This is a genomic window from Pseudovibrio sp. Ad37, assembly GCF_001623075.1.
In the GTDB taxonomy this organism is placed as follows: Bacteria; Pseudomonadota; Alphaproteobacteria; order Rhizobiales; family Stappiaceae; genus Pseudovibrio.
On sequence record NZ_LMCF01000218.1, the window covers coordinates 128407 to 141012 of the forward strand.

Annotated in this window: 11 protein-coding genes and 1 riboswitch; of the genes, 5 read left to right on the forward strand and 6 right to left on the reverse strand. The window is 47.5% G+C overall.

All coding sequences use genetic code 11. The features are described from left to right. Nucleotides 1–51: 51 nt before the first annotated feature. Nucleotides 52–1137 (reverse strand): DUF2336 domain-containing protein, encoded by a 1086-nt coding sequence (locus PsAD37_RS24000; protein ID WP_063298224.1) that lies wholly within the window; start codon nt 1135–1137, stop codon nt 52–54. Between the two features lie 524 nt (nt 1138–1661). Here PsAD37_RS24000 and PsAD37_RS24005 point away from each other — a divergent pair. Together PsAD37_RS24005 and PsAD37_RS24010 are read left to right on the forward strand one after the other, a co-directional pair. Then, nucleotides 1662–2549 (forward strand): LysR substrate-binding domain-containing protein, encoded by an 888-nt coding sequence (locus tag PsAD37_RS24005; protein WP_063298225.1) that lies wholly within the window; start codon nt 1662–1664, stop codon nt 2547–2549. 204 nt (nt 2550–2753) lie between these two features. Then, nucleotides 2754–3356 (forward strand): LuxR C-terminal-related transcriptional regulator, encoded by a 603-nt coding sequence (locus tag PsAD37_RS24010; protein ID WP_063298301.1) that lies wholly within the window; start codon nt 2754–2756, stop codon nt 3354–3356. Nucleotides 3357–3380: 24 nt separating this feature from the next. On the opposite strand, the gene PsAD37_RS24015 is transcribed toward PsAD37_RS24010, so the two are convergent. Continuing rightward, nucleotides 3381–4007: a metalloregulator ArsR/SmtB family transcription factor gene (locus tag PsAD37_RS24015; protein ID WP_063298226.1), complete on the reverse strand. Its 627-nt coding sequence runs from the start codon at nt 4005–4007 to the stop codon at nt 3381–3383. Nucleotides 4008–4399: 392 nt separating this feature from the next. Here PsAD37_RS24015 and PsAD37_RS24020 point away from each other — a divergent pair, with 392 nt between their 5' ends. Continuing rightward, entirely contained in the window at nt 4400–6424 is a 2025-nt protein-coding gene (locus PsAD37_RS24020; protein ID WP_208992055.1) for a diguanylate cyclase domain-containing protein, read from the forward strand. Nucleotides 6425–6453: 29 nt separating this feature from the next. Beyond that, the gene (locus tag PsAD37_RS24025) at nt 6454–6795 is read left to right on the forward strand and encodes a DUF2293 domain-containing protein (RefSeq protein ID WP_063298228.1); all 342 of its coding nucleotides are present in this window, start codon (nt 6454–6456) and stop codon (nt 6793–6795) included. Between the two features lies 1 nt (nt 6796). Here the strand turns inward: PsAD37_RS24025 and PsAD37_RS24030 are convergent, their stop codons facing one another. After that, a complete protein-coding gene (locus tag PsAD37_RS24030; RefSeq protein WP_063298229.1) occupies nt 6797–7060 on the reverse strand; it encodes a hypothetical protein in 264 nt (87 codons plus the stop codon). A 260-nt stretch (nt 7061–7320) separates the two neighbouring features. Between PsAD37_RS24030 and PsAD37_RS24035 the strand changes: the two genes are divergently transcribed. After that, nucleotides 7321–8220, forward strand: coding sequence for a glycosyl hydrolase family 18 protein (locus PsAD37_RS24035; RefSeq protein ID WP_063298230.1), 900 nt, complete (start codon nt 7321–7323; stop codon nt 8218–8220). Between the two features lie 60 nt (nt 8221–8280). Here PsAD37_RS24035 and ettA read toward each other — a convergent pair whose 3' ends face one another. The 3 genes from ettA to PsAD37_RS24050 form a co-directional block, all read right to left on the reverse strand. After that, nucleotides 8281–9930, reverse strand: a complete 1650-nt coding sequence (gene ettA, locus PsAD37_RS24040) for an energy-dependent translational throttle protein EttA (protein WP_063289978.1) — start codon at nt 9928–9930, stop codon at nt 8281–8283. A gap of 224 nt (nt 9931–10154) precedes the next feature. Next, the gene (locus PsAD37_RS24045; RefSeq protein WP_063298231.1) at nt 10155–10820 is read right to left on the reverse strand and encodes an energy-coupling factor ABC transporter permease; all 666 of its coding nucleotides are present in this window, start codon (nt 10818–10820) and stop codon (nt 10155–10157) included. A gap of 35 nt (nt 10821–10855) precedes the next feature. After that, a riboswitch (cobalamin riboswitch) is annotated at nt 10856–11067 on the reverse strand. Nucleotides 11068–11423: 356 nt separating this feature from the next. Further along, nucleotides 11424–12227, reverse strand: a complete 804-nt coding sequence (locus tag PsAD37_RS24050) for a hypothetical protein (protein WP_208992056.1) — start codon at nt 12225–12227, stop codon at nt 11424–11426. Nucleotides 12228–12606 lie beyond the last annotated feature (379 nt).

Consider the following 12606-nt stretch of genomic DNA (forward strand, 5'->3'; position numbering starts at 1 on the left):
AAAAGGGCCGCACACGCGACCCTCACAAAACCACTTAAATTTTTGAATGGATCAGGCCATCCATTGCTCTTTCCAGGTAATAAATTGCTTATAGGCTTCTTGTTGGTCAAGCGCCTGATAACTCTTTAACGCAGTCTGACGCTGAGAGTTTGAAAGGCGGTAACGCCATGGCCCAATCTTCAGAAGAGCCTGAACAGTCATCATCCCAAAACCAGAGGCACGACACACCACAAGGAAAGGCTCAGTGTCATTTCGCACAGTCCAATGCTGCGCTTCTGCATGACCAATACCAGCCAGCATCGCAAACGCAGCGACCACTTCAGCAAACCGGTCTTCCTCAGCATAAGCACGCAGAGCATTCTCAGTCAGTTTGCCTTCACGGACCAACTCCATGACGCGGCCGCGACCAGTCTCAAAATCATACCGACCCAGCCAGAATTCATTAGAAAGCTTGCCAGCCGCAATCCGTGCAGCTTTCGGCAATTTCCCAGCAGCTTCGGTCGCGCCTTCTTTGATCAAAAGCTTGCGAACTTGTTCACTAGCGAAGTTTATTAGCGCTTCAATATGAGCATCTGCCAGATCTGCGCGCTGACCAAGGGCTAGCTGAAGGACTTCGTCCCCCTTCGCGTCGGTCATCAGCGAGTTCACACTGCGCTGACCAAGCACGGCACCATCATTCGCAGCAACAGTCTGTTTCACCTCGGTATTTCCAAGGTTCACCAGCACATCACTAATATTCTCAGAAATGACATCCCGCTTCGCAATCGCCAGACGATGATCATCGCTCTTGCTGCGCGCAATGCTCACCAGGTCACTTTCACGCAGCACGTTAGAGTTCCGAAGAAGCGGCTCTGCAATTTCGATTTCATCAAAGGCAAGTTTGCGAACAGTCTGCTCAGGCGCACGGCGCACTTCAGAAAGCTGTTCCGCCATGTAACTCAGCGCATGCCGCTCAACCATTTCTGAGAGCCGCAGCATCACACCATCGTAAATATCGATCTGATCGTCAGAACACCGTTCCCATGTCCGCGCAAACAAAAGCGCAACATGACGCGCAAGCTCCGAACGTCGCTCAATATTGTTCTCAAGCGCGAGAGATTTGAAATCAACGATATGAGAAGCCAAGTCAGATGACATTTAAAACACCGATGGGATACGCAAACAGATAAAAACCTATGGAACAGGATTAAACAAAACACAACTCAATCTATTCTATTTTTAATTAATTTAGAAAAAATAACATGCGATTTGCATGCTTCAAAAAGCGGAAAAACCAATAAGTTTTCTCCCGTTAGAACAGATTTCAGAAATTTAATTAAAAAGATAAGTGACAACAACGAGTTACAAAAACATCACGGAGACTTAACAAGCTTTATCTATGTTGCGAGCAGACCAACATCCGTTAACGACTTGTTTGCGACATGTGCTCTTTTTATAAAAGCGTCCCCAAATTTTGAGTAACAGCATCAACGTTTAAGACCAGTCACTCACCCAATTCCTTACCAAAAGGTCAATTTCATAAAACCAGCCGTTTTGAGTCGCACCATGCTAGCAACTATGGAGTGCAACACCCCCTCATGATTTCAAGTCAGTAATCCAGTAATAATTAGATCAGAACATGTGAATTCAATTTCCTATATTGATAAGATATCCTGATCCTTATGCTTACGTTCAAACAACTCCGCTATTTCCTCGCCGTGCAACAGCATCACCACTTTGGCAATGCCGCAGAAGAAGTCTGTGTTTCCCAGCCTGCACTCTCCATGCAGATCCGGGATCTCGAGAAAGAGTTAGGCCTTTGCCTTGTCGAGAGAAACGCACGTTCAATCCGGATCACGCCGGAGGGCGAAGAAATTGCCAGAAGAGCCAATCAGATCCTGCGAGAAATGCAGGACCTTAAGGATTATGCCAAACACGCAGCATCACCGCTAAGCGGTATCATACGCCTCGGTGTCATCCCTTCACTTGCACCATACATTCTGCCCAAGCTGCTACCCGCTCTTATCAAGCAATATCCTGATCTTCAGCTCAATCTTCGCGAGACTTTGACAGCATCTCTGGTAAGCGAGCTAAAACACGGCACACTGGATGTTGTCCTCGCAGCCCTGCCAATCGAGGAGCCAGAGCTTGAAGAAGTACCTATCTTTGAAGATCATTTCCTTTTAGCTGTGTCCAGCTCACGCAAAATAGATGAGCGTAAGAGGATGGGTCCTGATGATCTGCATGGTGAAAATCTGTTGCTGCTTGAAGAAGGGCACTGCCTCAGAGATCAAACACTGAGCTTTTGTGGAGCAATTAGTCAAAATCAATCAGCTAATGTGGGCGCAACAAGTATAGCAACTGTCCTACACATGGTCGCCGCCGGATATGGCGTCACTGTCCTGCCTGAAATTTGCGCAGATACAGAAATCGCAGACGATCGCATAACACTTTTGCGGTTTGCAGAGCCTCAACCTTCTCGTAGGATAGGTTTAATTTGGCGAAAAACCTCACCTAAAAGCGAGGATTACATGGCGCTTGCAAGGTGTTTGCGTAACGTCACCAACTAATGAAACGAGTTAATTCAACCCGTTGCTGTGAATAACCGAAAAATATACCGTGCAACTACATACGTATTATCGATTTCTCACTAAGCTATAGAATATGGATTAGAAGAACGACTCTTTTTTAGATGAACTTCCTTCCACTCAAATGCACACTATTACGCCATCAGCCGATTTTAGTTGCTTGGTGTAAAACAGGAATCCAATACCTTGAACCAAGAGACCGCCCAAATTGTAGACCAAGCATTCTGCAAGTTCCTTGCAGACAGCCTTGACCGGCTACAAAAGGGCGTGGCCATCATTCAGGGCAATGGAACCATCCTGCAATGCAACGAGTTTGCAAAGCGTCTGTTTGAGCAAACGCCCCAGATCAAGGTCAGCACCGGAAGGCTAGAGTTCACCGACCCGGGCCACCAGCGCGAGTTCCAGAACGCACAAAATCTGGCCACAGCAACAATTGATCTGGATGTACAGCAAGAGCTCGTCCTCAGAAGAGATGAAGCATTTCTGCGCCCGATCCATATCGACATACGCCTGGTCGATACTGAGTTCGACGACCTGTTTTTCCTATTCGTCACAGACTTGGAAATCCAGCAGCAAATCAACATCCAGAAAGCAACCGCCCTCTTCCGCCTGACGGATAAAGAAGCAATCGTTCTGGAACAGCTGTCTGGCACGCAAACAGAACCTCAGATTGCATCAGATCTGGACATTACGAAGAACACGCTGCGCACACACCGCAAAAACATCTACGCAAAGCTCAACGTGAGCAGCCGCGTGGAGCTGGCAATGCTTCTGTCAATTCTGGTCTAGGAAGAACGTGAGGTCGCGAGCCGCTTAGTTGGGTGAGACCTTATAGAGACAACGCCGATCGCCTTTCAGGATATGCTCAACACGCTCGACGCGCACATCATCTCCTAAAACCTCCTGAAACAAATCAAGCTCTGATCGACAAAAGTGTTGGCAGGAACGGGCTGCAGCACAAATAGAGCAATGGTTCTCTGCAAACAGATAGCCATTCTCGCCATCCTTCAGAACCTCAGCCATGTACCCTTCTTCACTGCGCTGTTCAGCAAGACAATGCAACTTGTCAGAGAGGGTCTTTGCAGACTTCATCGCAGTCAGATAGGACTTCCGGGATTGATCGGCACGCGCATCAATAAGACGCTGAAGTCCATCTTCCCCATAAAGGTCTTTGATGTTTCCAAGCAGATCGACCAGTACACCACTATGATTATCAGGAAACTTTCTGTTGCCTGTCTCAGAAAGACGCCAGGTTCTGCGAGGGCGCCCTACAGTCCCTTTCAGGTCTTCAAACTCAACAAGATCAGCTTCCAGCAACGCATCAAGATGTTGACGTACGGCCACAGCCGTCACGCCCAAATGTTTGGCCATGGTTGCAGCTGTGTTCGGTCCGCGCGATTTCAGCGCGTACATCAAACGATCTTTCGTACGGTCACTCATAGGCATCTCATAGCACAATCGAAATTATATGAAAAGTTTTAGCTTTCCTAATAAAGTAAAAGCTGTAGTGCACCAACATCAGAAAACAACGCGAAGGAATCACTGATAACTTACCCATTAAATAGTATTGTCTTTGAACTGTAAGAGATTATGCATCATAATTACTCTTCTACATATGTAATGCACAAATAAGAAATTTCACTTTTCATATAAATCAGAAAAATAGAAGGTACTTATCCCCATTTTCCTAAAACTTACCTAGTATTTTTATAATATTCACATAAAGCTTGCCCCTTAATTCTCACAGAACCCCCCGCTTTCCTTTTGCGTAAAAGCACATAATCACTATCAATAAGGGCGTGGTAAATAATTGGTTGATAGTGGTGGGAATGATGTCTGAAGCAGGCAACACAAAATACAATATCGAGTACCCGGCATGTAAAACGAACCTGCATCCAGTAGAGATGCCTCCGCAGCCATTCGCTCAGTCAGTCCTGCGCGTCTACGAGAAGTTATTCGAACTCCCCACCTTCATAATGGTCAATCACTCAGAGAAAGTGAACGGCTCAGAACTCTTCGTTTCAGATAGCATTCAGCCCTATAAGAACCAACTCAACAGTCTGCTCTCCAAGATTACGGAGCCCCCAATCTGCGGCGATGATGTCCAAATTTTCCCACATAGGTTTAAAAGCGAAGACACGCCTTCCACTGTCAGATCACCACGCCTTGCAACGCAGTTCATTGCACTCATGCCTCTTTACCTACACGCGCAAATAATCGCCATCGTAGGTATTCTCTGTAAGTCCGACGCAAACAATACGACCCACTTTCCCAGAGCACATTTCCAGCCAGATACAACCTCAGATCAACTCATAAACGCAGATCTGAGCAAGAAACTCAAAAGTTTCAGAAATCTGGCGAGAATCCTAGTTCCCGGTCTGTTACGCATCCTTTCAACAAACGACTTGAGCGGGACATTCCCAATCAATGGCACAGCAGCAACAAAATACCTGCTACCACCAGAGCAAACCACTCCGCGAGAAATCTTCACAGTCTGCAATATTGATCCGTTGACCGGCCTACGAACCAGAGAAAGCTTTGAGCAACTCATCTCGGACGCCATTGAGAGCGTGACAAACCCAGATCAACGCGTGGCTTTGTTTTATGTCGATCTAGATCATCTGAAAGTCATCAACGACGCTCACGGACATGCCGCTGGCGACGCAGCTTTGGTGGCTATTTCAGACCGTTTGAAGCAGATGGAATGTGAAAACGTCACAGCCCTCAGATTGGGCGGAGACGAGTTCGCCCTGCTCTTGGAAGACACAACATGTCATCAGATCAGAGTCCTGCTTGAAGAGTTGCCGGTCACCCTCAGCCACCCGATTTATCATGACCACAGCGAAATACGGCCAAAGGTCAGCATCGGCGCTGCGGTGTTCCCACGCCATGCAAACACTGTGAAGGAACTGCAGGATAGTGCCGACACAGCTCTGTATCATGCAAAAAAGAGAGGCCGCAATCGCGCCAGTCTGTTTAATCAGGTCATGCGTACCCGGTTGGAGCGACAGGTCACCCTCCAGCAAACCGCGAAACAGGCACTCTTGCAAAACCAGGTCGGAACGATCTTCCAGCCCATAAGGTTCGGTCAAACAAGTCAAATTCGAATGCTGGAGGCTCGCCCCGAATGGCCCTCTCAGATATTAGAAATTGCTCGGGGAAGCGACCTTTCAAACATTTTTGACAGCGCAAGCTTCAGCAATGTTCTTGGCGAGACAACAATTGCAGCTATCATTCACACCATGCGTGCCTGTCAGAACACTCCAATGCAACATTGGGAGTTCCTGTTCCGCGTCCCCGTTCCCTCATTATTGAAGGAAGGGTTCTGCGATGATCTCAGCTACCTGCTGCAGGAAAACAATGTATCACCAGACAAGTTCACACTGGAGATCCCCTCGCGTGTTCTCTTGAGAGCCAACGCTCATATCCTCATTAGCCAGCTGAATGAACTAACAAACACAGGCGTCAAGTTGTGTATCAACCACTTTGACTCCGGCGGATTGAAGGTTGAGCATTTCCAGAAGCTGAAGATCTCCTACATCAAACTACACGCAGGTTCTGTGGAACGGCTGTTTGAAGATGATAAAACAGCACGATTGCTCTCTGCTGCAACAGAGTTCGCACATGCCTTGAACATCGAGATCATCCTCTCGGAAATCAAAAATGCAAATACAGAAGAGAAACTGAGAAAGTTGGGAGCAGAATACGTTCAAGGCGCATTCTACGGCCCAGAGCAACGCTTTTCTGAGATTTACAAGAAGCACGTGCTTGGCATCTCGCCAGATCCAATCCAGAGAGTAAAAACAAACATGGCACGCAGAAGAATGTCGCGCCTGCCATCATCCATGATAAATTAGCGCACAACACCAGCGCAAAGAGATCATGTGTGAGCAAAATCAAAAGACAACGAGCAATCAGCGATGCCCTCGGCACGCTTATTCCGCATGTTCCATTTCTGGATGCTTCTGAAATCCGAATTAAAGCCAACCAACAACATCTTCGCCATCTACCAGCTCATATTGCTGTTTTTCTGGCAACCACCAGCTACGTCCGTCATCAATACACGGACTATGATGATCTGCTGAGGGAAGGATTGGATCGGGATGCCGCCCGGTATTGCGTCGCGGATGAGATGGAAGCCACCATCACATCATGGGGTGGAAGCATTACCGCTGAAGAGCTGCTTGCCGCTCCCAATGAAAGCGGCGAGCAATATCAGTCTCTATAAATTATCGGCAAACACCAATAATCCAAGTAAATGCAAGCGCTACGAAGCACAGAGCAGGGATGATGATCGCAGCATACCCGAAGAATGCAATTGCTAAACCCCATCCAACAAAGAAGTTCGCGCAGAAATAGTATTTTGCTTCACTGTTGCCATGCACAGCATCTTTGAACAACCAACCGATGATTGGAACAAGAAAAAGAAGCTTAAAGAAGAATGGATCATTATCCTGCTGAGCTTCAGCAGAAGACAGAGTTGTATCGCTCATTACAGTGCCCGTTATTGATTGATGGGGGAAGAACACAGAGTTGACTTACATCAATTTAACAGTCACGCGCATGCGTCACATCAGCACATCTACGTATGAGGCATGAATATAGATGATGGTTCGTCTCCCATCACCAGGCCGAAGTCTCACGTGTAGCTCTAAAAGCATTAACTAAAACACACTTACCAGATCACGACCTCTCCTGATTTTCGTCAGCTAAACGCGAGCTCATTGAGCACAAGAGAAAAAAAGGAAATCAGATGTCGAATAAAGAAATTGTCGGCTACGCTCTCAGCACAAATGCACAGCTCATCGCTGAAATGGCAGAGAGCGATTATACAACAGTCATTCTTTGCTTTGTCGTGAGCGATGAAGCCGGAAATCTCTCTCCAAGCACAGAACTTCAAGCCATGTTCAATGCACCGGACTTGATCAGCAATCTGAAAAAAGCTGGCAAACGTGTCTTGATTTCAATCGGCGGCGAAGTCTTTACAACCGCAGCTTGGGCCGCTCTTGCAAACAACCTCGACAACACAGTCCAACAGCTGACTAAGATGGTAACCGACCATGGCCTTGATGGTGTTGATATCGATTGGGAGGATACCAACTACTCTGGATATGACGCCCCAACTTTTCTGGTTGATCTATCCAAGGCGTTAAAATCAAAACTTCCTGAAGACCAGAACTTCTTAACACATGCACCACAAGCACCATACTTTTATGGTGGATCCGGGTACTTACAAGTGTACGTTGATGTGGCCAAGAATGCCGGAGACGCAGTCGATCTTTACAACATCCAGTACTACAACAATCAGTGGTATGTCGGTGAAACAGCTGAAGAGGAAACAGGAAAAGTCGCGGGTACTGAGCCGGTTGGCGGAAGTACGTTTCCTTCTAGCATTATCGGAATCGCATCAACCGGTGTTCCAATCTCCAAGCTTATTCTCGGCAAACCGACCACGCTGCAAAATGTCGTCGGCTCAGCCGCAGTAAACGGCTATCTGCCCGCTGATGAGATCGTAGACAACCTCATCACACCTCTACTCGCAAAAGAACCTGACTTTGCCGGCGTGATGGGTTGGCAATATCCTACTCAATACGGTTCAGATACAGGCACTGATGAATGGGCAGCAACCATGGCAAAGGCGCTTGGTAACTGATGTTGAGCAACAAAAAAGGCCCGCAAAATGCGGGCCTTAATTCTTTCAAGCAAGCTAGACTTAGCGAGTAAGTGGCTTGTACTTGATGCGGCTTGGGTCTGCAGCGTGTGCACCCAGGCGGCGAACCTTGTCTTTTTCGTAGTCTTCAAAGTTACCTTCAAACCACTCAACGTGGCTATCACCTTCAAAGGCCAGCATGTGCGTTGCAAGACGGTCAAGGAACATACGATCGTGCGAGATAACCACGGCACAACCAGCATAGTTCTCAAGCGCATCTTCCAGAGCTGCAAGTGTTTCGGTGTCAAGATCGTTGGTCGGCTCATCGAGCAGAAGAACGTTTGCGCCTGACTTCAAAACCTTAGCAAGATGCACGCGGTTACGCTGACCACCGGAAAGGTCACCAACTTTCGCCTGCTGTCCAGCACCCTTGAAGTTGAAGGAGGAGCAGTAAGCGCGTGAGTTGATCTCTTTCTTATCAAGATAGATCACTTCAGCACCTTCGGAAATTTCTTCCCAAACGGTCTTGCTGTCATCCAGTTTATCACGGGACTGATCCACATAACCAAGGTGCACACGGTCACTCACAACCACTTCACCGCTGTCTGGTTTTTCCTGACCGGACAACATCTTGAAGAGTGTCGACTTACCAGCACCGTTTGGACCGATGATACCAACAATACCACCACGTGGCAGTTTGAAGGTCAGATCATCAATCAACAAACGATCGCCAAAGCCTTTGGAAACACCTTGAACGTCGATAACATTGTTACCCAGACGCTCACCAACAGGGATCAGGATCTGCTCAATAGAAGGCATACGCTCTTCTTGAGCAGTCAACAGAGCATCATAAGCATTGATACGCGCTTTTGACTTGGTCTGACGGCCCTTCGGCGTCATGCCCATCCATTCCTGTTCACGCTTGATAGCGCGGGAACGAGCCATGTTCTCACGGCCTTCCTGCTCCATACGCTTGGTTTTCTGACCAAGGTAAGTGGAGTAGTTGCCTTCATAAGGAATGCCCTGACCGCGGTCGAGTTCCAAAATCCAGCCAGTCACGTTGTCAAGGAAGTAGCGATCGTGGGTAATGATCAGCACTGAACCCTTAAACTCACGCAGATGGCGTTCCAGCCAGTGCACGGTCTCAGCGTCAAGGTGGTTGGTTGGTTCGTCAAGCAGCATCAGGTCAGGCTCAGACAAGAGCAGCTGACACAACGCGATACGGCGACGCTCACCACCAGAAAGGTTATTTACAGGAGAGTCGGATGGAGGGCAGCGAAGCGCTTCCATTGCCATCTCAACCTGGCTTTCCAGATTCCACAGATCCTGCGCATCAATGATGTCCTGCAGCTGAGCGCCTTCATCGGCTGTCTCATCTGAGTAATTCATCATCAGTTCGTTATAACGATCCAGAAGAGCCTGCTTGTGCGCAACGCCTTCCATCACGTTTTCAAGGACGGTTTTGTCTTCATTCAGCTTTGGTTCCTGCGGCAGGTAGCCAACTTTGGCACCTTCGGCAGCCCATGCTTCACCGGTGTATTCTTTATCCAGACCAGCCATGATCTTCAAAAGAGTAGACTTACCTGCACCGTTTGGACCAAGGATACCGATTTTCGCATCCGGGTAGAAAGACAGGTGAATATTGTCGAGTACTTTTTTTGCACCGTAGGCCTTGGAGACCCCGTGCATGTGATAGATGAACTGGCGCGCCATGGACTGCCTGCATCTCCTGATCTGTGTAAACAATGAAATCTCTGGAGAGCACTCATAGTGGAAGCAGCGCCAAGGGGCAATCCATAACACTTCAGCGATGATCAAATCCGTCGCTTTTTCTCCTCAAACGAGGAATTTCACGACAACACCTGGTCACTTACACGCAAGAAAAAAGGGCAGCAGATTTACACCGCCGCCCTAATAACAAGCAAACTTGATAAAACTTATGCCAGCTTCAGCTGCGGAACCACGGTCAGATTCCGAACAATTGTATTGCCCTCAACAGCCTTAAGTCCCTTCACTGAGATGAAGGTGACCAATGGTTCACAGGCAACAAGTGCCAGATAAGACAGAGCAAACTGCGCCCAAGCTGTAAATGGCGTAGCCACATCACCAATCATTAGCCAGAAACCAACCATGCCGGTTACACCAGCATAATACATCGCATCCAACTTCAGGATCTGCGCAAAAGTCAAACGTTTGGTCAGATCCTTAGCGAACAACTGACGGCCACTCAAATAATGTACAGAGATAAGCGGCAGCATCAAAGATAGGCTGTTGACCCCCAAATGGTACATGTCCTGCGGATCAAACGCGAACGCTTGCAACAGCAAGCCGAGCGCAAACCCAAGAAGAACAGGTGTAAATCCCAGCGTCAGATACATGGCCATAGCACCGATAAAATGGAGTTCGGATGCTCCAACGGACATATGGAAGCTCTGCATGAAAATAGAAAAGAAAACCGCAGCCAACAGTGTCTTTACAGGAATCAGCGGATCTTTCATAAATTCTGAGGCCTGCTCTTTGCAGCCCCACACAAAAACACCGACTGCACCTGCATTGGCAGCAATAACCTTGGCGGCGGAAACGTAACCCGGTTCAATATGCATATAATATGCTCCTCTTCGCACCCTCCGTGCGGTCATGAGTTTATGTCGTGTCGGGCAGGTTTCCTGGCTTATGGCTTTTGCGTCCTCCGCCTTCCCAGAGATCATCTCCAGTGGCTTTTAAGAAGAACGCACCACGTAACAGTTGCGGGGGCAGCTGCGGTTCGGGCCCATCTTTGGTCATCCCTACCGCATTCCCTTTTCATCCAAGAAGCTTGGCTTCTACAGAACCCAACAGCGGGAATATCCTAAATTACAAGAGAAGACACAACTAGAAATAAGAGGTAGTTGGAATAAGCAAAAATCACAGGGATGCAACGGCCTTCGTAACCCGCCAGAGCTGCAGGCAAAAAAAGAGGCGTGTACCCGTTGGTACACGCCTTTAAGAAAGTTGACACTCCCCCATCCGAGTGCCAGCCGAAGCTGTATTTAGAAATATCAGAGTGCCCCATCTCTTCATTGATCTTCATCAAAATAAATAAAATTACCTCAGAAACATCGGATATTATTCAACATTACAAAAGCACTCAGATTTTCAATCGATTAAAACTAGAATAGATCAAATATATCTCGTGCAGCTTGCAACGAAAGTCTCAGTATTTTCTATTAGTTCTTGCTATAAGTTCTCTCCGAAGGTGCCTGCCACGAATATTTCCTTAGCCAATGCTCCTCAGGAGAAACCACAAAGCTCCAGGAGTTCTGCTGCTCTCCAGAATCATCAGGAGTCTGAGTGGAAGCATTTTGGCTGGCAGAAATTTGGATTTTAAGCACCCCCTCACCTTTTCCAGCAAGCTTCAGCAAGCCAAGATCACTGTGAGATCGTCCAAGAAAAATCTGGGGTGCTGTTCCTATCCTCTCCCAGATAGTTCGGGCAAGGTCGGTAGAAGACATCGGCGCTGCGTGGGGAGTAACCTCGATAACCCGAAATCTCGGAAGTCCGTAATTCAACTCCGCCATTGTGCGGTCTACTTCATGGTCTCCAAAGCTTAAAACCCAAATCTGAAAGTGATGCTCTTTTAAAAAGCCCACCAGCTCTTTTAGAGGTTGAAAAGCAAACTCTCTATACGTTGCACCAACAGCCTTCGGCCCGTGTAATGACAGATGAGCACGTACACTCTCAGAGTAATCAGCAAAGCTACTGAAACTGTCGCCAGCTTCAGGTGGCGTCACTTCATTGTCTGCGCCAGCCAGCGCGTCACTCCATAAAGCCCCATCGCCAACCAAAACAGCAACACGGTCATCGAGTTTCACATATTCAGGGCTCCCAGCCCGAGCCATACGCTCAATGCTTTCTACGATACCATGGCGCGCTGTGGTTGAGCTCCAACTCGGCAAGATGTTATCTCGCTCACCACCAGTTGGCTGCAAAACTGAAACCGCTGAGTATAAAAACAAGCTGGACCACTGCATCGTTCAAGACCACCTGAAAGTTGTTTCAGCAAGATGGTGAACTACAATGCACATCAATTGCCCATAAAAAATGAACTAAATGCTGTCGTGAAAAGAGAAGAGAATCATAATTGACAGCCCGTCCCTCTTTCCTCTCAACTTGAAGATAAATACGAGTATTCACGTATATAAAGAATTTCACTCAACGAAACATTTACTTACAATTTTCATAAATTTGCTTTGGAAGTGTCAGATAAACCTCATATGCACCGCACTTTTCGATACTTTTTAGAATTAAACCCGGTTCATCCCTAGAATTCTTAATAAATGCGCAATAATTTCAAACAATTATGCCGAGGAATTTCCTGGGGTACCCAAATGCATTTTCGAGCCCTCTTAC

Coding starts and splice junctions, on each gene's coding strand:
- PsAD37_RS24000 (WP_063298224.1), bottom strand. CDS start 1,137: ATGTCATCTGACTTGGCTTCTCATATCGTTGATTTCAAATCTCTCGCG.
- PsAD37_RS24005 (WP_063298225.1), top strand. CDS start 1,662: ATGCTTACGTTCAAACAACTCCGCTATTTCCTCGCCGTGCAACAGCAT.
- PsAD37_RS24015 (WP_063298226.1), bottom strand. CDS start 4,007: ATGAGTGACCGTACGAAAGATCGTTTGATGTACGCGCTGAAATCGCGC.
- PsAD37_RS24020 (WP_208992055.1), top strand. CDS start 4,400: ATGTCTGAAGCAGGCAACACAAAATACAATATCGAGTACCCGGCATGT.
- PsAD37_RS24030 (WP_063298229.1), bottom strand. CDS start 7,060: ATGAGCGATACAACTCTGTCTTCTGCTGAAGCTCAGCAGGATAATGAT.
- PsAD37_RS24035 (WP_063298230.1), top strand. CDS start 7,321: ATGTCGAATAAAGAAATTGTCGGCTACGCTCTCAGCACAAATGCACAG.
- ettA (WP_063289978.1), bottom strand. CDS start 9,930: ATGGCGCGCCAGTTCATCTATCACATGCACGGGGTCTCCAAGGCCTAC.
- PsAD37_RS24045 (WP_063298231.1), bottom strand. CDS start 10,820: ATGCATATTGAACCGGGTTACGTTTCCGCCGCCAAGGTTATTGCTGCC.
- PsAD37_RS24050 (WP_208992056.1), bottom strand. CDS start 12,227: ATGCAGTGGTCCAGCTTGTTTTTATACTCAGCGGTTTCAGTTTTGCAG.